Annotated in this window: 12 protein-coding genes; 4 read left to right on the plus strand and 8 right to left on the minus strand. The window is 67.1% G+C overall.

The genetic code is table 11. The features are described 5' to 3' along the window. Positions 1-135: 135 nt before the first annotated feature. From L2Y94_RS10375 to L2Y94_RS10385, 3 genes are all read right to left on the minus strand, one after another. On the minus strand, positions 136-6,729 hold the full coding sequence (locus L2Y94_RS10375) for a polyketide synthase (RefSeq protein ID WP_247374952.1): 6,594 nt from the start codon (positions 6,727-6,729) through the stop codon (positions 136-138). Positions 6,730-7,011: 282 nt separating this feature from the next. Next, positions 7,012-9,480, minus strand: coding sequence for an Ig-like domain-containing protein (locus tag L2Y94_RS10380; protein ID WP_247374955.1), 2,469 nt, complete (start codon positions 9,478-9,480; stop codon positions 7,012-7,014). A gap of 74 nt (positions 9,481-9,554) precedes the next feature. Next, complete coding sequence (locus L2Y94_RS10385; protein WP_247374958.1) at positions 9,555-11,585, minus strand: hypothetical protein; 2,031 nt, start codon at positions 11,583-11,585, stop codon at positions 9,555-9,557. Between the two features lie 362 nt (positions 11,586-11,947). Between L2Y94_RS10385 and L2Y94_RS10390 the strand changes: the two genes are divergently transcribed. Further along, on the plus strand, positions 11,948-14,467 hold the full coding sequence (locus tag L2Y94_RS10390; protein WP_247374961.1) for an autotransporter family protein: 2,520 nt from the start codon (positions 11,948-11,950) through the stop codon (positions 14,465-14,467). Positions 14,468-14,835: 368 nt separating this feature from the next. Here L2Y94_RS10390 and L2Y94_RS10395 read toward each other — a convergent pair whose 3' ends face one another. Continuing rightward, on the minus strand, positions 14,836-15,540 hold the full coding sequence (locus L2Y94_RS10395; protein ID WP_247374963.1) for a hypothetical protein: 705 nt from the start codon (positions 15,538-15,540) through the stop codon (positions 14,836-14,838). A gap of 85 nt (positions 15,541-15,625) precedes the next feature. Here L2Y94_RS10395 and L2Y94_RS10400 point away from each other — a divergent pair, with 85 nt between their 5' ends. After that, the gene (locus L2Y94_RS10400) at positions 15,626-16,276 is read left to right on the plus strand and encodes a J domain-containing protein (protein WP_247374965.1); all 651 of its coding nucleotides are present in this window, start codon (positions 15,626-15,628) and stop codon (positions 16,274-16,276) included. 1 nt (position 16,277) lies between these two features. Here the strand turns inward: L2Y94_RS10400 and L2Y94_RS10405 are convergent, their stop codons facing one another. The 4 genes from L2Y94_RS10405 to tviB form a co-directional block, all read right to left on the minus strand. Continuing rightward, a complete protein-coding gene (locus L2Y94_RS10405) occupies positions 16,278-17,678 on the minus strand; it encodes a TIGR03013 family XrtA/PEP-CTERM system glycosyltransferase (RefSeq protein ID WP_247374968.1) in 1,401 nt (466 codons plus the stop codon). Between the two features lie 158 nt (positions 17,679-17,836). Further along, on the minus strand, positions 17,837-19,498 hold the full coding sequence (locus L2Y94_RS10410; protein WP_247374970.1) for a GMC oxidoreductase: 1,662 nt from the start codon (positions 19,496-19,498) through the stop codon (positions 17,837-17,839). Continuing rightward, complete coding sequence (locus L2Y94_RS10415) at positions 19,479-20,552, minus strand: NAD-dependent epimerase (RefSeq protein WP_247374973.1); 1,074 nt, start codon at positions 20,550-20,552, stop codon at positions 19,479-19,481. The genes L2Y94_RS10410 and L2Y94_RS10415 overlap by 20 nt, the downstream gene beginning before the upstream one ends. A gap of 12 nt (positions 20,553-20,564) precedes the next feature. Further along, entirely contained in the window at positions 20,565-21,833 is a 1,269-nt protein-coding gene (tviB, locus tag L2Y94_RS10420; RefSeq protein WP_247375207.1) for a Vi polysaccharide biosynthesis UDP-N-acetylglucosamine C-6 dehydrogenase TviB, read from the minus strand. 348 nt (positions 21,834-22,181) lie between these two features. Here tviB and L2Y94_RS10425 point away from each other — a divergent pair, with 348 nt between their 5' ends. Continuing rightward, a complete protein-coding gene (locus tag L2Y94_RS10425) occupies positions 22,182-22,832 on the plus strand; it encodes a response regulator (protein ID WP_247374975.1) in 651 nt (216 codons plus the stop codon). A 26-nt stretch (positions 22,833-22,858) separates the two neighbouring features. Next, positions 22,859-25,126: an ATP-binding protein gene (locus L2Y94_RS10430; RefSeq protein ID WP_247374977.1), complete on the plus strand. Its 2,268-nt coding sequence runs from the start codon at positions 22,859-22,861 to the stop codon at positions 25,124-25,126. Positions 25,127-25,132 lie beyond the last annotated feature (6 nt).

Genomic DNA, 25,132 nt, shown 5'->3' on the forward strand with positions numbered 1-25,132 from the left:
GCCGGGTGGCGCCGGCAGCCGGTGGACGTATGGCCATGTCGAGGCGAAAGATGATCGATTTCCGTAAGGCGAAAGAACGAAGACCGCGTCCCTTGCGAGACGCGGTCTTCGTTTTCGCAACCCGCTTTCAGGGCTTTATGCACTGACCTTCAGGTACTTGCCCGGCGCATCCGGGTTGGGCACGAACCATGCCGGGCGACCGTCCGGATCCTTGCCCAGGCGTGCGCCGGGCATCGGCGGGCGTGCCGCGTCGAACTGGCTGGCGTCCTGCCGGCGCGGAATGAAACCCGCCTCCTGCATCTCCAGCACCGAGTCGCGGAATGCGTCGGCGATGGCGGCGAAATCCGCCTCGCCGTGCGACGTGGTGAAGAAGCAGGGGAAGTTGTCGAGGATGTGGATGCCGCGGCTGCGCATCATGGCGAAGAGCAGGTCCTGCAGCGGATGGTCCTCGGTGAACTGCGTTTTCCACACCGACGCGAAGTGCACGATCTTCATCGGCGCACCGACATCGGCGCAGAACGCGTTGAGTTCGTCGGCCATGGCGGCGACACGCGCATTCAGCGTGGCCTGCAATCGCGGACCTTCCTCGGCCAGGTGGGTGAGCACGGCGTGCGCGGCGGCCAGTGCGAGCGGATGGCGCACGAACGTGCCGGCGAAATAGGTGACGCCGACCGTCGGCGTGGAATCGTCGCCGAAGCGCCAGTCGCCGCCGTCGAGCGCATCCATGAAGCGGCGCTTGCCGGCGATGACGCCGATCGGGAAGCCACCGCCCACCACCTTGCCGTACGACGCCATGTCCACGTCGATGCCGAGCATGGCCTGGGCGCCGCGCGGGTGCGAGCGGAAACCGGTGACTACCTCGTCGAAGATCATCAGCGAGCCGCTTTCCTCGGTGATCGCGCGCACTTCGCGCAGGAATTCCACCGGCTGGAAGTCGGGACGGCGGCTCTGCACCGGTTCGATCAGCACGGCGGCGATCTCGTGTGCGCGCTCGCGGATGATCGCCAGCGACTCGGGCGTGCCGTAGTCGAGCACGAGCACGTGCTCGGCGGTGTTGCGCAGGATGCCGGGAGCGGCGGGCACCGACTTCAGTTTCTTCGTGCCGCGCACGATCACCTCGTCGAAGATGCCGTGGTAGGAGCCGGTGAAAATCACCAGCGTGTCGCGGCCGGTCACGGTGCGGGCCACGCGCACGCAGCCCATCACGGCCTCCGAGCCGGTGTTGCACAGCGCGGCGCGGTCGAAGCCGGTGAGTTCGCAGACCTGCTTGGCGACGGCGCCGGCCAGCGGGTGCTGCGGGCCGATCTCATAGCCCGCGTCGAGCTGGGCGCGCACGGCGTCGAGCACGAAATCGGGCTGCCAGCCGAACAGGTTCATGCCGAAGCCGTTGAGCGCATCGACGTATTCGTTGCCGTCCAGGTCCCATACCCGCGAGCCCTTGGAGCGTTCGACCACGATCTGGTAGACGATTTCCTTCAGCAGCGGGCGGAAGCCGTTGACCACGCGCGGGTCGGCGAGGTGCCCGCGGTGCTCGGTGGTGTAGGCCTTGGAAGCCTTGGTGCGCTCGATGTAGCGGCGCATGAAGGCATCCAGTCGCGCGCGCTGGCGTGAGGTGAGTTCGGTGCTGCCGCTATGGATGCGGGCGATGGCGCCGAAGGCCTTCTTGACGTCGTAGTGGGTGTGTTCGAGGGCTTTTTCCTCGGCGTCTGCCGGGGCGTCGTCGCGAGCGCCCTTCGCGGACAGGGTCCGCTCCCACCCTTCGGTAGGTTCGGCCATGGCAGCTACCGGAGGGGTGGGAGCCGATCCTATCGGCGATCCGGCGCCGGAGACGACGGCCGACGAAGCGGTGTTGCCGGACAGCAAGGCGAGCTGCGCCTGCATGATCTGCATCTGCTGGGCGATGACGTCCTGGATCAATCCGCCGCCGGCGACGGGAACCACCGCTGCCACGCTCGCCGGCGTAGCGGCGGAAGCCGCGGGTGCCACCGCCTCCGCCGGCAACAACCGATCGATATGCGCCGCCAGCGCCCCGAACGACGAACATCCGTCCATCAATTCGCGAAAGGTGATCTTGAGCGCGTAGGTCTTCTGCAATTGCAACGCCACCTGCGTGAGCGACAGCGAATCCAGGCCCAGCTCCACGAAATCGGCCTCGGCGCCGGCGCCTTCGAGTTCGGTGCCGGACACGTCTTCGAACAGGGCGACGAGCTCGCCGACGAGACGCTGCGTACGGGAGGATGAGGTGGCGATGGGCATGGTGTGCTCCGGTGCTTCGGGTACGACGGAAAGGGTGAGGGGCAGCGCGGCGGCGATGGCCGTGACGGAGGCCGGCGGCCGGGCATCGATCCAATGGCGCTTGCGCTCGAACGGATAGGTGGGCAACCGCACGCGGCGGCGATGGCCACGATGGTCCAATGCGGCCACGTTCACCTCGACGCCTGCGCTCCACAGCGCGCCGGCGGCGTCGAGCCATGCGGCGCGTTCGCCGCCGGCATCGCCGCCCAGCGAGGCCACGATCGTGCGGCCGCGGCTCTGCGCATGCTGGCGGGCGAGCTGGGTGAGGCTGGCGCGCGGTCCCACCTCGAGGAAGGCGTGCGTGCCGTCGTCCAGCGCATGAAGAAGCGCGGGCGAGAAGCGCACGGTGTGGCGCAGGTGGCTCGTCCAGTAGTCGGCCGAGGTGGCCTCGGCGGTGGTGAGCGGGCGACCGGTGGCGGTGGACACGATGGGTAGCGAAGGCGCGTGCAGCGCGACGGCCTCGACTTCGGCGCGAAACGCCTCGAGCACCGGATCCATCATCGACGAATGGAAGGCATGCGAGGTGTGCAGCATGCGACAGGCGACGCCATCGGCGTCGAGCGCGAGGCGGAACGCTTCCACGGCGTCGTGCGGGCCGGAGACCACGCTTGCGTTCGGCGCGTTCTCCGCGGCGAGGGACAACGTGTCCGGAAGCCGTGCGGCGACCTCGGCGGCACCGAGCCGGACCGACAGCATCGCGCCCGACGGCAATGCCTGCGTGAGGCGTCCGCGGCGGGCGACCAGGCGGGCGGCATCGGCCAGCGACATGACGCCGGCCAGCGCCGCGGCGGCGAATTCACCCACGCTATGGCCGATCATCGCGACCGGCCTCACGCCCAGGCTCATCCACAGGCGGGCGAGGGCGTATTCGACGGCGAAGGTCGTGGGCTGGGTATGCGAGGTGGCTTTCAACGCATCTTCGTCGCCGTCGAACAGGCGCTCGCGCAGGTCGAAGCCCAGTTCGTCTCGCAAGGCGTCGGCCACGTCTTCCAGTGCGGCACGGAACACCGGCTCGGTGGCGTGAAGCTCGCGACCCATGCCGGGATACTGCGAACCCTGGCCCGGAAAGAGAAAGACCGGGCCCGGACGCGGATCGCGGCAGGTATGGCAGATGGCCGCGGCCGCGATGTCGCGCAGCCTGGCCTCGGCATCCGTGGCGGATGCGGCCACCACGTGGCTACGCTGGGCGAAGGCCTTGCGGCCCACGCCCAGCGTCCAGGCGATGTCGGCGAGGTTGGCGTCCGGATGCGTCGCGAGATGGTCGGCGAGTCGGCCCGCCATGGCGGCCAGGGCCGAGGGCGAACGAGCGGAGAACACCAGCAACTGGCTGCCGCTGCACACGTCGGATGGCGCGCGCGCGGGTGCCTCGCCGAGGATCACGTGCGCGTTGGTGCCGCCGACGCCGAACGAGCTGACGCCGGCCAGAAGCGGCGCGCCGGACGTCTGCCAGGGACGCAGCGTCGCGTTCACCGTGAAAGGCGAGGTAGCCAGGTCCAGTCGCGGATTCGGCGCGGCGTAATGCAGCGACGGCGGCAGGCGGCGCTCGCCCATCGCCATGGCCGTCTTGATGACGCTGGCCGCGCCCGCCGCCATCACGAGATGGCCGACGTTGCTCTTGAGCGAACCGATGGCGCAATAGCCCACGTCGGCCGTGTCCTGGCGAAACGCATGGACGAGGCCTTCGATCTCGATGGGATCGCCCAGCGGCGTGGCCGTGCCGTGGGCTTCCACGTAGGAAATGTCGCGCGCGTTCACGCCCGCGTCGCGCAGCGCCATCGTGATGACGGCGGATTGCCCGGCGGCGTTCGGGGCGGTGAAGCTGGCCTTGGCCGCGCCGTCGTTGTTCACCGCCACGCCGCGGATCACGGCATGGATGGTATCGCCATCGCGCAGCGCGTCGGAGAGGCGCTTGAGCAGCACTACCGCGGCGCCGTCGCTGAACACGGTGCCGCGGGCCTCCGCATCGAACGTGCGCGTATGCCCGTCCGGTGACAGCATGGAGCCCTCCTGCGCGATATATCCGCTGTGCGGAGGGCACGTGATGGATACGCCACCGGCCAAGGCCATGCCGCAACGTCCGGCGCGCAGCGCGTCGAAGGCCTGAGCGATGGCCACCAGGGAGGTGGAGCAGGCGGTGTTGAGGCTGACCGCCGGGCCGGTGAGGTTGAGCTTGTGCGCCACGCGCGTGGTGAGGTAATCCTTCTCGTTGCCGAGCATCACCTGGAACGCGCCGAGCTTGTCGATCAGTTCCTGGCGGCCGGCGATATGGCGCTGGAAATAGGTGGCGTTGTGCATGCCGCCGAACACGCCCACCGGTACCTCGTGGGCATCGGGCACGTAACCGCCGCGCTCCAGGCATTCCCAGCAGAGCTCCAGGAACATGCGCTGCTGCGGATCGGTGAGTTCGGCCTCGCGCGGCGACATGCCGAAGAACGGCGCGTCGAAGTCCTCCACGCCGTCGAGCACGCCGCGGGCGGACACGTAGCCGGGATCGTCGCGCTCGGCGCCCACGGCCGGGTCGAGCTCGTCGGCACGGAAGAAACGGATCGACTCGCGGCCGGCGCAGAGGTTGTCCCAGAACGACTCCACGTCGGGTGCGCCGGGGAAACGACCGGCCATCGCGACGATGGCGATGGGTTCGCCGGCCGCCGGCGTGCCTTCGGCGATGCGCCCGGCCGACGTCGTGTTCGCCTGGCCGTCGATGGTGGCGGCCACGGCGGCGGGCGTGGGCAGTGCGAAGAAACCGACGAGCGTGGGACGCGTGGACAGTTCCGCGTGCACGCGGGCCATCGCGCGCGTGGCGAGCAGGGAATTGCCGCCGAGGTCGAAAAAGTTGTCGTCGCGTCCGGCGCGGTCGAGGCCAAGGGTCTCGGCGAAGATCGCGCAGAGGCGGGTTTCCGTGGCGCCGCGTGGCGCGGCGTACGGCGCCGCCAGTTCCGGGCGCTCCGAGCCCGGGTCGGGCAGGGCGTGGCGGTCGATCTTGCCGTTGGCGTTGATCGGCATGGCATCCAGGCGCATCCACGCGGTCGGCAGCATGTAATCGGGCAGGCTCGTCGCCAGCATGTCGCGCAGCCGACGGGCGTCGAGCGACGCGTCGTGGGTGACGTACCAGGCGACGAGGCGCTTGCCGCCGGCCTTGTCGTCGCGCGCGGCCACCGTGGCGTCGACGAGGCCGGGAAGGGCACGCAGGGCGAATTCCACTTCACCGGTCTCGATGCGGTAGCCGCGGATCTTGACCTGGCCGTCGACGCGGCCGATGAAATCGAGGTTGCCGTCGTCGCGCAGGCGCACGAGGTCGCCGGTGCGATAGAGCGTGCCGTGCTCCGACTCGACGAAGCGCTCCGCGGTGAGTTCGGGACGATGCAGGTAACCCTTCGCCACGCCCGTGCCGCCGACGTAGAGCTCGCCGTCGATGACGTGCAGCGAGGTCTCGCCGATGGCCTTGCCGATGGGAATCGCACCCGCATCGGCGGCGAGGTCACGCGGAACGACGTAGGTGGTGGTGAAGGTGGTGCACTCGGTCGGGCCGTAACCGTTGATGAGCGTGGTGCCCGGCAGGGCCGCCAGCGCCCTGCGCACGTGCGGCACCGACAGCGCTTCGCCGCCGGTCAGCACGCAGCGCAGGCCGGCGAGGTGCTGCGGGTCTTCGTCGACGATGGCGTTGAACAGCGCGGCGGTGAGCCAGGCATGGTCGGCACCGTGCTTGCGCACGGTGTCGGCGATGCCGGCGCCGGTGGGCACGCAGGCCGTGTACACCACGCAAGTGCCGCCGTTGAGCAACGGTGCGAAGATCTCCAATGTGGAAGCGTCGAAGCCGATCGGCGCGGCATGCAGGAAGTTGGGTGCGTCGAAATCGATGAAGTCGGACTTCAGGACGAGACGGAGGATGGACTTGTGGCGGATCTCGACACCCTTGGGTTGCCCCGTGGACCCCGAGGTGAACATGGCGTACGCCAGCCCCTCGCCGTCGTTCGCGCGCACGGGGAAACCCAGCGCCCCTGTGTCCGGGTCGGCGTCGGACTTTATCGCGATGACCGTACGCCCCGCACTGGACTCCTGCGTGCGCAGGAATGACGGCTCGTCGGTGACCACGACACGGACCTGCGCGTCGTCCAAGGCGAAGTTCATCCGCTCCAGGGGCCAGCGGGTATCGATCGGCAGATATGCCGCCCCCGCCTTGAGAATCCCGAAGATCGCGACGATGGCCTCGACCGAACGATCCATCGGCAAGCCGACGTACGAACCGGGCGTGACGCCTTCGGCGATGAGCACGGAAGCCAGCGCATTGCTGCGCGCATCGAGCTGCGCATACGTCAGGGAGCCGTCGTCGCACGCTACGGCGAGGCGATCCGGGAAGGCCCTGGCCACGCGTGCGAAGCGGCCATGCACGGTACGGTCCGGCATCGATTCGTCAGGGGGAGGAACGTCGTTCATGGATGGACTCCACAGTGGGACCGGTCTGGTGGGGTGGCATAGACCGAATGGACAGGAGAAGGGCCAAGGGCATCGCGACGGCCGCCACTGCCCTGTCCTCCCCCTTTCCCGCAGCGTCGCCGCCCCGTCGATGCACCGGTTTTCATGCGATCCCCCCGAATACGACAAGGGACCGGACGGTCCCTTGCGTTCGCAGGTCATTTATAGCTCCGGGGGTAGGGGCGTCCTATACGACAGGCGGGCTAGCCGGGTGGGGCGTCTCCACGTCGGACGAACGGTTTCTCAGGTCTTCATCTTGAAGAAGTCGAGATGGATGGTGTCGAGGCAGCGGATTTCGATGCGCCTGATCTTGCGCGCTCCGGCGACGATGCTCTTGACCTCCTGCGGATCCTTCGACGGATTCAGCTTGATCACGCTGCCGATGATCTGGTGGTTTTCGTCCTGGAACGACACGGTGATGGGATCGTTCAGCGAACTGGCGGCGAAACGAACCCTCGAGCAGGGCTCGGCGAATTTGCAGAAGACGATTTTCTCGCTATAGGTGCTGCCGGTGTCGTCCCCGATGCGCAGGACGTTGGCCCTGTAGTAATCGTCGACCGGAGGCTTGCTGCCGTCCAGCGTCTTCACGCCGATGAACTGCTCCTTCGACGGAAGGTTGAACCGGTCGAAATACCATTCGAACACCCCGTCGAAGCGCAGCCGGTCGCTGTCCTGGTTTTGTTTCGAACTCAGGTCGCGGAAGGGCGGCCGGACCGCGTCGAAGTCGAAGGTTTCGTCCCATTCGGAAGCTTCGATCGTGAGGTCCAGGTACGCGGTCGCGCCCTTGGCGTCGGTCACCGTGATACGCGCTTTCCCGGCCTTGAGCGCCGTGCAGACACCGGTATCCTCGACGATGCTCGCCACGAGCGGGGCGTCGGAGGCATATCGATACGGCCGGGTGCCACCCTCGGCGACGAAGGGGTGGGTTTCCCCTTTTTTAAGGCTCGAAGGGCCTGTCAGCTTCAACGGTACCGTGGCATCCTCGCGGATCACGTAGGGGCGCGACACGAACGTCTTCGACGTGCTTTCTTCGCCTCCCGCGAACGCGATGGCCAGCGTCACGGTGAACGGGGACCCGTCGTCGAGCGATTGCAGCCATCCACGCGACAAAGCCCTATCCAAGGCCGACGCCTGGGAGACCGTCTCGCCGTCGACTACGGTAAGGCGCGAGGCCCCGGCGTTGGCATAGAGCCAATAACGCTGGCCGGGTGCCATGAACGGCCACGGAGCGACCCGGATGGTCGCGTCGCCGACGAAGCCGCCAAGGTGCACCGTGCCGTTCGGATCGGCCTCGGCTACGGTGGGTGGTGCGACCAGCGGATCGCCATGGCCGATGTCTCCCACGGTGATATCGACCGCCTTCGATGTCCTGGGCGTGCCCGATCGGGTGCGCGTGTAGAACGCCGCCACCTTCCTGCCGAAGTGGGGACTGACGGCACTCGCGGGCAGAAGGATGCGCATGCCGCCGGACGTACCGGGCGTCGGGAGCGATGTGTGGGCACCGAAGGTCGCGGTCACCTGGTCCCCGGGCAGGATATCGGCAACGGCGGGCACGAGGAGGGTGATGCCGTTCGCCGCGGATGCCGGTGCCAGCTGTCCTGCCGGGGCCTGTTCCACCGCCGGCGCGGGAAGACCGGCGGAAGGGGAGCCCGTCACGTGGATCATCTTCGGTGACGAAAACGCTTCGTCCTTGCCGGGGCTCCGCACCGTGTACGAGAACGTGGCGTCGCCCTCCGCGAGCACGGCGAGTTCCCCGTTGGGAACATCGAAGCGCACGAACGACGGTACGGGCAAGCCGACCTGTTTCTGGTCGACGTAGTCGGGCAGCACGCCGCCGTCGGCGGAGCGACGCCTTACGGTGAGCGTGATCCAGTCCCCTTGCGCGATACGTGGTCGTGATCGCGCCAGCACGTACCGGACGCGGACCTGCGCGTCCCTGCCGTCGAGTGCGTCGAGGTCGAGGGTGTCGAACGCGTCGGCATCGATGATTTCCGGCGGGGGCAGCCGATTCGGGTTATCGGCGAGCGTGGTCTGCCGGGGAGACCATCGGGACCAGTTGTTCACGCGGTCGCGGATCTCGTATTGCACGACGATCTCGCCGGATCCGCCCTGGGCGACGTCGTCTGCCGAGAGAACGAACGGCAACGGGCCGAGAGCCGTCGTCCTGGCGGTTTTCCTGAATCCGTTCCACGAGATCGTCACGACGTCGTCCATCTCCTGGTGTATCCACGCCGGTACCGTGAGCGCCAGGGCCTGGCCGGGTGGGAGGTTTTCCGGAAGCCCCTCGATGGGGCCGAGGTTGTCGTTTTCGGGTGTCGAGGGCAGGGGGTCGAACCCTCCCGGTACCGTCAGGTCGACGAGTACGTCGACGGGAGTGGAGGATTCGCTCCTCTCGCTGGGATAGAACGTTACTTCGTAATGCACCGGCACGGTCGTTTGCCGGCGGCCCTCCTTGATCTCGACGGCGCTGACGCCGACGAGAAATGCCTGCGTGGCGTCGCCGACGGCGCGGGTGGCGGCAAGCCTTCCGTCCCAGTAGATCCGGACGACGTCGCCGGGGTTCATGCTTTCCCAGGGGCCGACGCGCACGTCCACGAACTTCGCGTCGTCGAAGACGTCGTAATGGCCCACGCCGCCATAGCTGTCGGCGACAGGCACGGTCGGAGGCGGGAGGAAAACATCGACATGCGGTGGATTCAGGGGCTTGTTCATGGCTGCCGCTCCGTGGCAAGAAATCGGGGGTGAAAAAAAGCCCCATCGTCACGAGGACGATGGGGCGTCGGACATCAACGCAAATCGATCAGCACGAAAGTCTCGTCCGACGTCGCTTCCAGGCCATTGGCCGCCTTGACGTGATAGGACGCCCTGGCGGAATGGCCGACGGTGCCGGATGCGAGCAGCAGATTGTCGGTGGGAATGAGGAACTCGTATTCCTTGCCGACATCGTCGGGCCCCACGACATGCGTGGGCTCGTACCGGCTTTCCTCGATGGGGACGCCCGTACCGTCGTCCGTCACGTACTGGACGAAGGTGAGCGTCATGACGTCGCCGAGCTTCTTGTTGATATACGCGGGAGTCACGAACGGCGTGCCGCCGCCGCTCTGGGCCGCGGCGAGGTTGATGGCGTTGAAGCGATTCGCCTCGGTGAATTCGCCGTCGCCCAGACCTTCGGGGCCACCTGGCAGGTCGCCGTCGTTGAACACCTTGACGATCTGCGTGGGCGAGAGCGCGGTGTTCTCCACCGTGCCGCCCTGGCCGTCGTCCACGTCGCGGGAAGCGGTGTAATGAACCGGCACGTCACCGGACGATGCCGCGAGCGTCTCGGGCGCGACGGTCAACGGGATGTCCGCGCCCACTTCCGTGGCGAGCACGGTATGCACGGGTCCCTCGGCCACGCCGTTCCAATAGAGCTGGATCCGGTCGTCTTCCGCGAACGCATCCTCGTCGTCGACCGTCGTACCCGGAATGGTGGCCGTGGCGGGCTGTTTCGTATCCGGCGGATTGATGACGTTCGGATCGGTCGTCACCGCACCCTGCACGGTCGGCGCGACGAGGTTCTCGTTGATCGGCGTGCCGGGTTTGGGGTCCGGTCCGCCGGGGATCGTGAGGTCGACGAGCACGTCTTCCAAGGGCGGCGACGTGGTGGCGATGTCGAACCGGAACGCCTTGTAGGTGACGTCCACCGTATAGCGCTCCGGCACCCGCTGCAGGTCTCCGTAGGAGACCTCGGGCTCGAGGATGAACTCGCCCGGCGCGGCCTCGTCGATGCCGTCGACGACACCCTGCGCCACCCTCTCGTCACCCCAGTAGACCTCGATGGCGTCGCCGTTGCGTACGTTGGTGTAGCTCGGCACCTTCACGGTGATGGGCGTGCGGGCGTCGCCTTCGTTGATGATGCCGTCGTCGCTGAAAAGGTCGATTACCGGGGGCTTGAGCTCGCTGGGCGCGTCCTTCAAGAGCGTTTTGAGATACGTGGCCGGGGAGTTGATCGACCGATTCCCGATCTTGTCGACGACGTAGTACGCAAAGATCAGTTGCCCTTCGACGCTTAACGTGTCCAATGTCTCGAGCTGGGCGCGGGTAAACTCGAGCTCGATGTTCTTTTTGTCGATGTCATCCTGTTTGATTACATAAACGTTCCCTTGCACCGCCGTTCCCGCCTCGACCAACTCGTCGAATTCGACGCTGGGCGCATAGGCATCGGGATAGATGATGAACGGATGGACGATGTCGCCTTCTTCCATCCTGTAGAAATCGTTGATATCGCCCTTGAGTATATTTCCCAAATCGGTCAGCTTTTCCGAAGAAAGGCCATTTTCGACCAGGTCGGCCGCGAAAACGATGGGACCCAGCAACCTCCCGCCCGGGGGGAGCGTGTCCTTGACGATGCTTAGGCGTCCTTCTCCGCGCGTATCGGCAGGTACGGTGGCTATCACATAGCGAAGGACGATCTCACCTTCGGGAAGTGCCTTCAGTCGCTCCGGCGGGATGGTTATCTTTACGGCGGCAGGCGGCTCGCCGACGGCGGTCCAGCTATCGTCGTCCGCTACCTCATCGTTGAAAAGTATCTGCCACTCGTCCTTGGGTCCGGGCTCGACGTTGGAGTCACCTGGCCACGGCGACCACAGGGGGATGGTGACGTTCAGTCCCTCTTCATAGGCACTGAGAGGAATGGTTTGATCGACGAGACCTTCCACGAGCGGCGGCGCGAGATCGACGTATTCGTCGGCGAGCGTCTTGGCCTTCGGGTCTTTCCAGTGATACAGGCCAGAAAAAACGTGCTTGCGCTGCGGAGACGCATGGGATGTGTTCGGCATGATCCGACTCCTTTCGATTGGGTGAGCTTCCTCCGGCGCACGCTGTCCTGCGACGCCGGAGCACGCAGCCTAAAACGGGATCGCTGCCTTGCGAATACCCCGTTAGTCGTAATCCCGAATCATTTCACGCGCATTTCACCTGGCATCACATAGCACATGCCCCGTGGTAGAGCTTCCGGTCCGGACGCCGGGTGGTTTTCCCGCATGCCTGCGATGAGCGGCGATTTTAGGACTGCGCCCTATGGATGCAGCCCGCTGTCGGTCTTCTAATGGCATGTCTTCGAAAACACCTATCGCAACGTGACGATTCCGCCCTTGCAAGGGCGGGCCCCCGCGCTGCGCGCCTCCATAAGGACCGAGCCATGAACCGACTACCCATGACCGCGCCTCCGGCGCGCATCGCATTGGCCATCGCCGCTGCGATGGCCGCCCATGCCATGCCAGCGAAAGCGGGCGACCTTAGCGGGCCCGGGCAAACGGCGACCGTAACGGCGTCCTCGCCGGTCGAGAGCTGGACCGTCAGCGACGGTGCTCAACTCAATGTGCTCGGCGGAACGACCGGCCAAGTGACCGCACGTTCGGCAACCATCATCATGGATGGCGGTACGACGATCACGGCCGGGCGCCGGGATGCGTTGAGCCTCGCCAACGGAAGCACGGCCAACATTTCCGACTCGAGTCTCACCAGTGCCAGTCGCTTCGGCATCAGCTTTGCCGACGTCGGCGGCGCGGGGAGCGGCCGTGTGTCTACCGCCAACGTCGTCAACAGCGTCGTCCAAGGGGACGGCGCCGCCGTGAACGTATCCAATGGTGGCCAGCTCACCGTGTCCGGCGAGCGAAGCCGGCTCACGGGCACCGGTTCCGGCATCGTCTCCGGTTTTGCAGAAGGCGCGGCAGGCGTCAGCTTGATCGACGGCTCGGTACGGCTGCTCGATGGGGCGACCGCACGGGGTGCCGGCAACGGTATCGCGGTGTATCTCGACGCCCGTACGGTCGGCACGCAAGGACGTTCCATCGTCGTTTCCGATGCCACGGTCGAAGGGACCGCGGGCGCAGCGATCGCGGTGCGCTCGGGTGCGGTGCCGACGGATGTCGGCATACTCGTTGCCAACGGCGCGCAATTGATTGGAGGCAACGGCGTGGCCCTCGACGTGGGGGATAACAGCTCGGCCTCGATGCGCGTGGGTACCGCGACGATCGTCGGCGACGTGGTCGCCTCGGGAAAGGGCATAGTGAACGTGACGCTCGATGCCGATGGTATCCTGGTCGGCAGGATGAGTTCTGCGAACGATGTCGCGGTCGGCAGCCAAGCCACTTGGACGGTCACCGGCGATTCCGACGTCGGGTCGCTGGCCCTCAACGGCGGCACGGTCGCGTTCGACGAGCGCGGGCCGGCGGCCCCCGCCAGCGTCAGGGTACGCGGCGACCTGGGTGGTTCCGGTGGCACGATCGGCCTGCGCACGGCGATGGACGCCGTCGGCCCGCTGTCCGCGCAGTCGACCGATCGGTTGCTCGTCGAAGGCAACGTCACCACGACCGGCCCGACGCTCATCGAGGTGATTCCCTCGGGAGACGCGATCGAAACCGATGCCAACGGCAACGGCGTCGTCGACGCCAACGAAGGCATCTCGCTCGTGCAGGTCGGAGGCGACTCGCGCGCCGATGCCTTCGCGCTCAAGGGCGGTTATGTGGCGATCGGCGGTTACCAGTACCGACTGCACGCCTTTGGCCCTGGCCAGGCCGATCCGGCGCAGAACGCCCTGTCGAACGGTTCGCTGAACTGGGACTATCGGCTCGGTAACGCGGGTTGCACCGAAGCGGGCTGCGGACCGGTGACGCCTCCGCCGCCGTGCGAAAACGAACCTTGCGAGCCCGTCGATCCGCCCGTCGATCCGCCGGTGGTCGTTCCGCCGGAGCGTGACGCCGTCGTGCCTCAGCTGCCTTCGTACCTCTCCGCGCCGGCGGCCCTGTTGACCTACGGCGACATGCTCAACGACGGCTTGCGCCAGCGCCTGGGGGATATCCGCAACGGCGAATCCGGCGCACCGCTCGGCGGCGAGGTGTTCGCCCGCTTCCTGGGCGGGCAGCTCCGTTACGAATCCAATCGTTCCTTCCGCGATTACGGTTACGACTTCGACCAGCAGGTGAACGCCCTGCAGATCGGCGGCGGCCTGGTGTCGCTCGATGGCGACAACGGCACGCTGCGCGTCGGCTGGGCGCTCGATCGGGGCACGACGCGCGTATCGCCCCAGGCCGTCGACGGCGACAGCTCCACGAAGTACCGGGCGACCGGAGGCACGGCCTGGGTGACCTGGCAAGCGGGCAACGGCTGGTGGGTGGATGCGGTGGTATCCGGCCAGCGCTATCGCGGCGATGTGGCCACGGACATGCGTGGTTCGAACGTGGCGCGCATCCGTGCCACCGGGACCACGATGTCCGCGGAGGTAGGCAAGCCGTTCGACGTGGGCGGGGGTTGGGTGATCGAGCCGCGCGCACAGGTGAAGTACCAGACCCTGCGCTTCGCCGACTTTGCCGACGCCGACGGTCTGACGGTGAATCTCGGCACGGCGCGCCAGACCGGCGCCCGCATCGGCGCCCTCGTGAGTCGCATCGCCAACCCGCGCCTGATGCCGTACGCGCGCCTCGACCTCACGCACACGAGCAACGGCGATCCGTCGGCCGACGTGAGCAGCGAGGCCTGGAACGTGAGCGATCGCTTCGGTTCGGGACGCGTGGGCAATGCGGTTCGCGTGGCCGCCGGTGCCACCAGCCAGCTTACCCCGCACGTGCAGTTGTATGGCGAAGGCACCTATCAGCGGTTCGTCGGCAGCTACGGCCTGCGCGGCTGGGCCGGCAACCTGGGCGTGCGCGTCACGTTCTGAGGTCTCCTGCCTTCGGCCCCGGCCTCCCTCTTGCGGAGGCCGGGGCCCTAAAGGCGTTCCTTGCCTTTTCGATACCACCCTGACTACCGGCCGCATCCGGGCGCCATGAGCTTGTCGATCGCTACGGATTCTCCCCTAATCCGTAGTCCTTCCCTGGGTATCCTCGCTCTTCCGGTAGCCGCGAGTGGTATCGAGGTTTCAAGTTATCGTGTTGGTTTGATTGGGAAAATATGCCGGTGGTTGTAGGCGCGCGTGTCCATAATCGGACGAAACCGGATGGGCTCGCGTGCGTGTCGAGATACATGCCGCATCCCTTGGAGGTTTAGCTGTCCGGAACCGGACAACCGGCGCTCGCGGCACGTCCATCTTTAGCGAACGGCGACGATCCATAGCGCGGCGCCCTGCGCCGGCTCGACGTTCCACGACACGTCATACGTGCCCGCCTGGTTCACCTGCTTCCAGGCGACCACGCCCTGTACGCCGCTCTCGTCGGGCAGGCGCGTGAATTCGTCGATGGTGGTGAAGCCGTTGCCGGGCGTGACGCTCATGCGCTTGACGCCGCCGTCGCCCCACCAGAACGCCAGGAGGGTGGCGGGCCCGTCCACGGTGATGGAGCCGCTGCGCATCGCGTTGGACGAAGGCGCGTAAACCTGTACGACCTTCGGCGGCTGCGTCGCGTGCATGACTTCCACGAAGGGCAGCGACAGTTCGCCGCGTGCGTTGCCCGGCTTGTCGAGTCTCACGCTGTGCCCGGGGCCGCCCTTGCCGCCGATGGCGTAGTACGCCTTGACGTTGAAAGCGTCGTAGCCCTCGTAGGTCACCGCCTTGCCTAGCGGCTTCCAGAGGTTGCCGTAGTTGTCCGTCGGCCGCGCGTCGTTGCTCGCGTAGCCGGCGTTGAAGACGATGAAGACGCTGCCGCTTTCGTTCGTGCCGATGGCCGGGGTGACGACGGGGTTCGTGCCCAGCCCTTCGGGTTGCCCCACGAAAACGTGCGCTCCCAGCGCCGGCGGCGGACTGGCCGCGGGCGACGGCGAAGCGAGGGCAATCGCGGCAAGAAACGCGTTCAAGCGCATGATTTTCTCCAAAAGGCATACTTGTCATTCGTGAAGACGTGGATCACGCTGGATGGGTGCACGCGAACGTGCAGGGGCCTCGCACGTGACGGACGAAACCGACTTCCTCGAGTTGTACGGCAAGCTGCGCCTGCGGCCCGATTGCTCATTGGATGAATTCCGCCTGGCCTACCGTCGCTACGTCGGCCAATGGCACCCCGATCGCCGCCGTGGCCCCCGTGCCCAGAAGCTGGCGGCTTCGCGCCTGCAGCGGGTCATCTCGCAGTACGACGCGGCCATGGCCTTCCATCGCCGTCATGGCCGCTTGCCCGGCGCGGGATTCGGCGCGGCGCCCATGCGGACTCCGGCGGCGGTCATCGGTTCCGCGGCTCCGGTGAAGGTGTCGGTGCTCGAACGTCGGCAACGCATGCCGAAGCTGTTCCTGCCGCTTGCCGCGATCGCGCTGATCGCGCTGGCATATCCGTTGCTGTCGCCCGGAACGAAGCCGGCCGTCGATCCCGGTGCCGACGCGGGCGACATCACGGCACCCGCCCAGGACGTGCCGGCCACGGGCGAGCTGAGCCTGGGCATGTCGATGGACGAGGTACGTGGCCTCGAAGGCGAACCCACGCGCCGGGGCGAAGAACGCTGGGAATACGGTGCGTCGTGGGTCGGTTTCGAAAAGGGCGCCGTCACCGACTGGTACAGCTCGCCCTGGCAGCCGCTGCACGTGGCCAGCGCGCACGCGCCGCGTTGATTCAGCGGGCGCCACGACCGAACAGCACCACTTCCACCGTCTCGATCAGGATCACCAGGTCGAGGAACAGGTTGTGGTTCTTCACGTAGAAGAGATCGTATTTCAGCTTCTCGGCGGCGTCTTCCTCGGACGCGCCGTAGGGATAGCTCAGCTGCGCCCAACCGGCGAGGCCCGGCTTGATGCTGTGGCGCAGGCCGTAGAAGCGGATCTTGGTTTCCAGGTCGGATACGAACTGCGGCCGTTCCGGGCGCGGTCCGACGATGCTCATGTCGCCGCGGATCACGTTCCACAACTGGGGCAGTTCGTCGAAGCGCAGCTTGCGGCAGATGCGGCCCACGCGGGTCACGCGATCGTCCTTCGCCGAGGCCCAACGAGCCACGCCGTCCATCTCGGCATCCGTGCGCATGCTGCGGAACTTGTACAGCCAGAACGTGGCGCCGTTTTCGCCGACGCGCTCCTGGCGATAGAAGATCGGCTGCCCGCGCCCGGATTCGACGCGGATGGCAAGTGCCACGCCGAGCATGATCGGCCAGCAGAGAAGGGCGATCGCCAGCGACGCGCCGATGTCGAAGGCGCGCTTGACGAACAGCGCCAGCGGCGAAGCGTTGAAACCGCCGGAAAATACCAGCCACGACGGATCGAGCATGGTCAGCTGCACGCGGCCGGCCTCGCGCTCCACGAAGGTGGTGAGGTCGGTGATCTGCACGCCGAGCTGGCGGCAAGCGAGCAGGTCTTCCATCGGCAGGCTGCCGCGGCGGTCGTCCACGCCGACGACGATCTCGTCCAGCCGCTCGCGGCGAGCGAGTTCGGCGAGCGACGTCTCGCGCGGTATCAGGAACTCCTTCGGCACCAACGGCGTTTCGTTAACGCCGGTCACGTAGCCGACCAGGCAAAAACCGCGACGGTCCGAGCGGCGGCGCATGCGCGTGTGGATCTGCTGCGCACGCTGGCCGGCGCCCAGCACCACCACCCTGCGCTTGAGCGCATCCAGTTCCACCAGCCGCATGAATAACCCGCGGAACGCGGCGGTGGCGATGAAGCCGATGAGCAGCGCCATGCCGAGCACGCCGCGTCCGACATAGGCCTGCGGAATCACGTAGTAGCCCACCACGAGGGCGAGGCCGCCCAGCCCGAAGGCGATCGCATGGCGGGCCAGCTGCCCGCGCCAGCTCATGCGCAGGTTCGCGCGGTATTCGCCCAGTGCGGCCATGCCGAGGAAGATGACCACCGCGAACATGACGGCGCGTGCGACGAGCAGGCCGTGGGACGCGGTCTGGTCTTCCGGCGCGGGCGCGAAGCGGATCAGGGTGGCCAGTTGCAGCGATACCGCCAGCAACATGAGCTCGCAGGTCGCGAGCAGGGTGATCCATCGCAGGATCGGTTGCCGGAACAGGCGAATCATCGGTGCGTCCCCCACGGTGTCGTCGCCACGTTAGGTGCGCGGTGGGCGGGTGTCGATGTGCCGAAGCGGGTGCCGTAAGGCTAGGCCGTTCGGGTGTAAAGCCCGCGTTGCATGGTGGTGCGCATGGCACGCGAGGAGGCCGATCGCCTCGCCGGCTTTCACATCAGTCCCGTCTCGCCGAGCAGCTCGCGCAAGCGGTCGGCCAGGCGCAGGCTCAGCGCGATGAGGGTGAAGGTGGGAAACGCCCAGCCGCCGGTGGGAAACGTCGAGCTGCCGGCCACGTGCAGGTTGCCCACCCCGTGGACCTTGCCTTGCGGATCCACCACCCCTTGCGCAGGCGATTCGGCCATGCGCGTGGTTCCCATGTGATGCGCGGTACCGTGCACGCCCGATGTCGCACCGTCGTCGTGCAGCCAGGCCGATGGCTCGAAATACCCGCCGCAGGCCTTGGCAAGGCAGGGTCCGGCGACGGCGGTGAGCGTGCGCCACGTATGGCGATCCAGGTCGCCGAGGCGCCAATCCACCTGCACCTTGCGCAGTCCGAGTGCGTCGCGTTCGTTGCCGAGGGTGATGCGGCTGTCGCGATTCGGCGCCTGCTCGAAAAATCCGACCAGGTCGACGCGGTCGCTGGGTACGGTGGGGCGATCGTTGAGCTTCTGTCCGACGGCACGGATCACGTCGCCGATGTGCAGGCCCAATCGCATCGCGCTTACCGCGAGGCCCTGCGGCACCGCGACGGCGCCACTGGGCCCGTTCTGCAGGGCGGCGCAAAGCCGGGCCTCGAGCAGCGCGCTTTCCTCGCGCGAGGGCGGGCGCAGCGCGGCACGCACGTCGCGCAGGGCACGGATGCCGCGAGGTATGTCGCCTTCGACCGCGAAGGGATGCACGCGCCCGTTGAGCATGCGGTGCCGCCGTTGCGCTTCGGTGGCGAGGCCTATTTCGGCGGCGATCGGTGCCCGCACCTTTCCGACGGTACGCTCGTAGGGCCGCGTGAGGCGGTCGGGCTCGGGCGAATGCACGCTGCCGATCGTGCCGCTGGGATGATCCATGAAATAACGTCCGACCAGATCGCGATCGTTACCCAGGCCCTGTGGCGCCACGTTGTCGGAGAGCAACAGGATGCGTGCGTTCTCGATGCCGCCGGCGGCCAGTACGTAGTGGCGCGCACGTACGCGGCCTCGGCGGCCGTCGATCGAACCAATGCGCAGGGCGGTGACGGCGGTCGCGGACGGGTTGGCATCCAGTTCCATCGCGTTGGCGTGGAGGAGCACGGTGACGTTCGGCTGCGCGCGCAGCTCGTCGCGGTAGCCGTCGCCGAAGTTGATCGGGCTGCGTGCGAAGATGAAATTGACCATCGCCTCGGGATCGAGGTCGAGCAGCTTGCGCGGGGTGGGGCCATCGAAGCTGCCCGGCCCGAAATCGTGCGAAGGATCGATGCGGCAGAAATCGCGGGCCATCTCGTACCATGGCGCGAGGTCGGCGTATCGCAGCGGCCAGCCGCTGTCGGGCACCCAATCGCGCGGCTCGAGGTCGCTGTCGGCGAAGGGAATGCAGCCGCCGCCCCACAGGGTGCAACTGCCGCCGAGCACGCGCATGCGCGCGGTGCCGGCGTCCAATGCATAGGGGCCTACCGAGCGGCCGTCGTAAAGTGCCTGGCTGCTGTCCTCGCCCGCCAGGCCGCCTCCTTCGATCAGGCATACGCGTAGGCGGCTGCCGTCGAAGGCACGCGCGATGGCGATGCCCGCCGGACCGGCCCCGACGATGCAGAGGTCGGCCTCGTGCTCGTCGGGTACCGAGGGGTCAAGGTAATCCAACAGCACGGTGTTCTCCCAGGGACGAATGAGCTTCGGCGGGGGCCATCGTCGGCCTGCCGTAATACGCCAGGTACCAGTCGACGAAGCGGCGCACGCCTTCCTCCACGTCGACGCGCGGTTCGTAGCCGGTGTCCTCGCGCAGCGACGCGATGCTGGCTTCGGTATCGGGTACGTCGCCGGCCTGCAGGGGCAGCAGTTCGAGCGTCGCCTTGCGCCCGAGGCATGCCTCGAGCACTTCGATGTAGCGCAGCAGTGCCACCGGCCGTTCGTTGCCGATGTTGTAGATGCGGTACGGCGCCACGCCGCTGGATCCGGGATCGGGCGCATCGCCGTTCCAGCGCTCGTCGGCCGACGGTATGCGATCGAGCGCGCGCAGCACGCCTTCGACGATGTCGTCCACGTAGGTGAAGCTGCGCTTGTGGCGGCCGTGGTTGAACACGGGAAGGGGGTCGCCGGCGAGGATGGCGCGGGTGAACAGGAACAGCGCCATGTCGGGGCGTCCCCAGGGGCCGTACACCGTGAAGAAGCGCAGGCCGGTGCAGGGTAGGCCATAGAGGTGCGCGTAGCTGTGCGCCATCTGTTCGTTGGCCTTTTTCGACGCCGCGTAGAGCGTCAGGGGATGTTCGGTCGGCTGCCGCTCGCTGAAGGGCATGTGGGTGTCGGCGCCGTAGACCGAACTGGTCGAGGCGAACACGAGGTGCTCCACGCCGTGATGGCGGCACCCCTCCAGAACGTGCAGGAAGCCGGTGACGTTGCTGGACACGTACACGTGCGGATTCTTCGCCGCGTAACGCACGCCGGCCTGCGCGGCGAGGTTGACCACGCGTCGGGGCCGATGGACGGCGAAGACCTGCTCCACCGCGTCGCGGTCGGCGAGGTCGGCATGCACGTGGGTATAACGCGGGTGATGCCGAAACCGTTCGAGCCGCGCCTTCTTCAGCCCCACGTCGTAGTAGTCGGACAGGTTGTCCAGGCCCACCACGTCGTCGCCGCGCTCGAGCAGGCGCATGGCGAGGTGCGATCCGATGAAGCCCGCCGTACCCGTCACGAGCACCTTCATGGCATCACCGCGTCAGAGCCGACCGTCCACCGCGTCCCGCGGCAGCACGTACTTCACGTCGTAGACCAGCGACACGGGCTTGCCGAACGCGCGGATGCCGTCCGGGCCCATCTGGACGAACTGCGTATGGCCCACGGCCACCACCACCGCGTCGTAGACCCCGCGTTCGGGGGCGTCGATCGGGCGTATGCCGTACTCGTGGACGGCCTCGTCGGCCTGCACCCAGGGATCGTGGACATCGATGCCGACGCCGTAGCCTTCCAGCGCGTGCACGATGTCGACCACGCGGGTATTGCGCAGGTCGGGACAGTTTTCCTTGAAGGCCAGGCCGAGGATCAGCACGCGCGCCTTCACCGGGTTGATGCCCTTGCGCACCATGAGGCGCACGACCTCGCCGGCCACGTAGGGACCCATGCCGTCGTTGGTGCGCCGCCCGGCGAGGATCACGTCGGGGTGGTGCCCCACCTGCTGGGCCTTGTGGGTGAGGTAGTAGGGATCGACGCTGATGCAGTGGCCGCCCACCAGGCCGGGCCGGAAGGGCAGGAAGTTCCACTTGGTGCCGGCGGCTTCCAGCACCTCCAGCGTGTCGATGCCCAGCTTGTTGAACAGGATGGCCAGATCGTTGACCAACGCGATGTTGAGGTCGCGCTGGGTGTTCTCGATGACCTTGGCCGCCTCGGCCACGCGGATCGAGCTGGCCTGGTGCGTGCCGGCGACGATCACCGAGCGGTACAGGCGGTCCACGACGTCGGCCGTGGCCGGGGTGGAACCCGAGGTGACTTTGAGAATTCCCGTAACCCGGTGCGCCTTGTCACCCGGATTGATCCGCTCCGGGCTGTAGCCGGCGAAGAAGTCCTGGTTGAACTTCAGGCCCGATTCGCGCTCGAGGATCGGCACGCAGATCTCTTCGGTGCAGCCGGGATACACGGTGGATTCGTACACCACGATGTCGCCGCGCTTGAGCACCTTGCCGATCGTGGCGCTGGCTTTTTCCAGCGGCCCGAGGTCGGGGCGCTTGGCCTCGTCGATGGGTGTGGGCACCGTGACGATGTAGATGTCGCACTCGGCCAGTTCGCCGATGCCGGAGGAGAATTTCAGGAGTTTCGCTGCGCGCAGCTCGTCGCCGTCCACTTCCAGGGTGGCGTCGCGACCTTCGCGAAGCTCGTCGATGCGACGGGAATTGATGTCGAATCCGAGGGTTGCGTAGTGCTTGCCGAATTCCACGGCGAGCGGCAGGCCGACATAACCCAGGCCCACCACGCCGACGCGCAACGTTTCCAGGGCGCGCGAATCGCAAGGCCCGATGGCAACGTACGGTTGCGATGTCGCAATCGGCTCGCGCGTGGTCGCGCTGCCGTCGGTACGGCGGCTGGGAGTGTCCATGCCCGCTTCCTACCCCTGGTCGGCTGTCGAATAGCCCCGGCGAGGGGCAGGAAAAGCGTATCAACGCTTCCGGGATTTGCCTGTACCGCTTATGGGGATTGGCCGAATGGCCGATGCGACGAAGACTGAACGAGTGTCGGCGAAACGTGAACTTGGCGTTTACAACGCCTTGTCCCCGCGATATGTTTCCTCGGCCTCGTCCATTCGGACGATGTTCGAAACACCGCATAGCGAATTGGTCCACTCATGTCCGCGCGAACCTACATCGGCTCTGTGCGCGTGGCCTTGCTGGACGATCATGCGCTCGTCCGGAAAGGGCTCGTCGCGCAACTCGAAAAATCGCCCTCGATCATCGTCGTGGGCAGCCACGGCAGCAGCAAACCCTTCCGTGCGTTGCTTGCCGCCATGCCGGTCGACGTGGCGCTGATCGACTACTCGCTCTCGCGCGACGACATCGACGGCGTCGCCCTGGTCAAGCAGATCCGCGCCGCGCATCCGCGCGTGAAGATACTGGTGGTGTCCGCCCACGAGGAGGGGCTGGTCGTGCAGCGACTGCTGCAGGCCGGTGCCGACGGCTTCGTGGCGAAGAGCCAGGATCCCGACGACGTGATACGGGCGATCGACGCGGTCATGACCGGCCAGCGCTACGTGTCGTCGTCATCGCAGCACACCGTGGCGCCGGCGTCCCTCGCCCCGCTTTCGCCCAAGGAAACCGAGGTGGTGCGCTGCCTGCTCGAAGGCAAGGCGGTGTCGGAGATCGCCCGGAAGTTCGATCGCAGCGTGAAGACCATCAGCGCGCAGAAAAGCGCGGCCTATCGGAAACTCATGATCGCCAACGACGCCGAGCTGTACAAGCTCAGCGCGCACATCCTCGGACAAGGCGGTAGCCAGACGTGAGGAGAATGCTGGCCAGGATGGCTCTCGTGGCATCCCTCCTCTGCGTCGCACCCTTCGCCTGGTGCGCGAACGCCGCGCCGCCCGATTCCGAAACCCTGCGCCGCTGGGTGGCGGCGCATCCCGTGGTGCGTGTGGCGATCGACCCGCAACAGGGCTCGGAGATCTCCAGCGGCAACGTCAATCCGCTGATCTCGGGTTACCTCGAGCTGACCGCGAAGAAGGCCGGTGTCAGGCTGGACCCGGTGCGCACGGCTTCGTGGGACGATTCGGTGAAGGCGTTCCTCGACGGTCGCGTCGACCTCCTGCCATCCACGAACGACCGGATGCTGGCGGACGTCGCGGGCAAGGCGCTTCTTTCCGCGCCGATCTACGAAGGGCGGACGCTGATCATCGCCCGCACGGTGGGGCCGCCACGCCTGAACGTGCGTGACCTCGACGGCCTTCGGGTGGCCTACAAGGGCGGCGGAGCCTATGACGCCTGGCTGGCCCGCGAGCATCCCTCGGTGCGCCGGTTGCCGCTGGCCGACCTGCACCAGGTGCTGGTGGCGGTCGAAAGCGGTATCGCCGACGTGGCGATCGGTGCCGACGTGTCCTTCGGCCCCATCCTGCGTCGCGATTACGCGGTGAGCCTGCGGGTCGCCGGCGACATACCCGAATTCCCGGTGACGGTGCGCGTGGCGGCCCACCCCGACCAGCCCGAGCTGGTGGCGCTCATCGAGAAATCGCTTCGCAGCATCGGCCCGAAGGAAAACCAGCAGGTCATCGAGCGGTGGTTGCAGTTGGCCTACCTGCGCCCGCCGACGCTCACGCAGGTGCTCGCCACCTATGGCGTCGAGATCGGGCTGGCCCTGGCCCTGGTGGCCATGCTGCTGTTCGCCATGCTGCAGATGCGCCGCGCGCAGCTTGCCTCCCGGCGCAGCGAGCGACAGAAGACCATGCTGCTGGCGGTGATGAGCCACGAGGTCCGCAATGCCGTCAACGCCGTGGCGTCGTCGGTCGATCTGCTGGCCCGCATGCCGGGCGAGGGTTCGCGTCGCGACCTGTTGGCCATCGCCGTGTCCGGCAGCCGCAACCTCCAGAATCTCCTGAAGAACGCCCTCGACTTCTCGCGCGACGAAGCCTCGGGTTTCATCCCCGACCTGGGACCGTGCGACGCGTACGCCGTGGCGCGCGACGTGATCGAGGCTCACCGCGGTGCCATCGAGGCGCGTGGCGTGGCGGTCAAGCTCGACCTGCCCATGGGGCCGCTGCCATGGTTGCTGCTCGACGAGACGCGGCTGCGCCAGGTCATGGACAACCTCGTGGGCAACGCGGTCAAGTTCACTACCGAAGGCCACGTGGGGCTCGCGATCTGGCAGAGCGTCGACGAGTCGTCCGTGGAAGAGATCCGCCACGTATACGTGGAGGTGTTCGATACGGGCGAGGGCATTCCCCTCGATCGCCAGCGGGAGATCTTCCGGCCTTTCGGCCAGGCGCATGGGGGGCTGTCCCGACGGCTGGGCGGCACGGGGCTGGGGCTTCCCATCTGTCGCGAAATCGTCCGCCAACTGGGCGGCACGCTGGCGTTGTCCTCCGACGCCGGGGTAGGCACGACCGTGCGCGTGGTGTTGCCGACCAGCCTCGTGCCCGCGCCGGCCGACATCGCCGCCGACGGCACCGCGGAAGCCGATGCGCCGCTGGGCGTGGTGCTGCTGGTGGAGGACCATCCCGCGAACCGGCAGATCCTCGCCGCTCAGTTGCGCTACGTCGGCTACGACACCGTGGCGGTCGATCGCGGCCAGGCGGCCATCGACGTGTTCGAACCGGGCCGCTTCGACGCGGTGCTGCTCGACTGCGAATTGCCCGACATGCACGGTTACGACGTCGCCGTGGAGCTGCGGGCGCAGGAGTCGGCGATGCCCGGCATTCGCACCCGCTTCGTCGCCGTGTCGGCCAGCAGCGGCGACGACCACGTGCGCCAGTGCGAGGCATCCGGCATCGACGTGGTGCTGGGCAAGCCGCTGTCGTTGACGGCGTTGCGCGATGCCCTGGCACGGTCGGAAGACCACGCCGCGGCACGCGCGGTCTTTCGCAAGGAATCGCTCTCCGACCTGGGGAAGCTTCGCGAAGCGCTCGCTTCGGGCGATGGCGACCTCGCGCTTTCGCTGGCCCACCGCATGCGTGGCAGCGCACTCGTCTTCGGCGCGTATGGCCTGGCCGGCGAACTCGCGCGGCTGGAGGCGGCGTTGTCGGATCGCAGCGCGGGCGTCCCCGCGGTCGACGAGATCGTGCAGCGCGTGGCCGCTCGCCTTTGACGGCAT

The sequence above is a fragment of the Luteibacter aegosomatis genome, assembly GCF_023078455.1.
Taxonomy (GTDB): Bacteria; Pseudomonadota; Gammaproteobacteria; order Xanthomonadales; family Rhodanobacteraceae; genus Luteibacter; species Luteibacter aegosomatis.

Coding starts and splice junctions, on each gene's coding strand:
- L2Y94_RS10375 (WP_247374952.1), bottom strand. CDS start 6,729: ATGAACGACGTTCCTCCCCCTGACGAATCGATGCCGGACCGTACCGTG.
- L2Y94_RS10380 (WP_247374955.1), bottom strand. CDS start 9,480: ATGAACAAGCCCCTGAATCCACCGCATGTCGATGTTTTCCTCCCGCCT.
- L2Y94_RS10385 (WP_247374958.1), bottom strand. CDS start 11,585: ATGCCGAACACATCCCATGCGTCTCCGCAGCGCAAGCACGTTTTTTCT.
- L2Y94_RS10390 (WP_247374961.1), top strand. CDS start 11,948: ATGAACCGACTACCCATGACCGCGCCTCCGGCGCGCATCGCATTGGCC.
- L2Y94_RS10395 (WP_247374963.1), bottom strand. CDS start 15,540: ATGCGCTTGAACGCGTTTCTTGCCGCGATTGCCCTCGCTTCGCCGTCG.
- L2Y94_RS10405 (WP_247374968.1), bottom strand. CDS start 17,678: ATGATTCGCCTGTTCCGGCAACCGATCCTGCGATGGATCACCCTGCTC.
- L2Y94_RS10415 (WP_247374973.1), bottom strand. CDS start 20,552: ATGAAGGTGCTCGTGACGGGTACGGCGGGCTTCATCGGATCGCACCTC.
- L2Y94_RS10425 (WP_247374975.1), top strand. CDS start 22,182: ATGTCCGCGCGAACCTACATCGGCTCTGTGCGCGTGGCCTTGCTGGAC.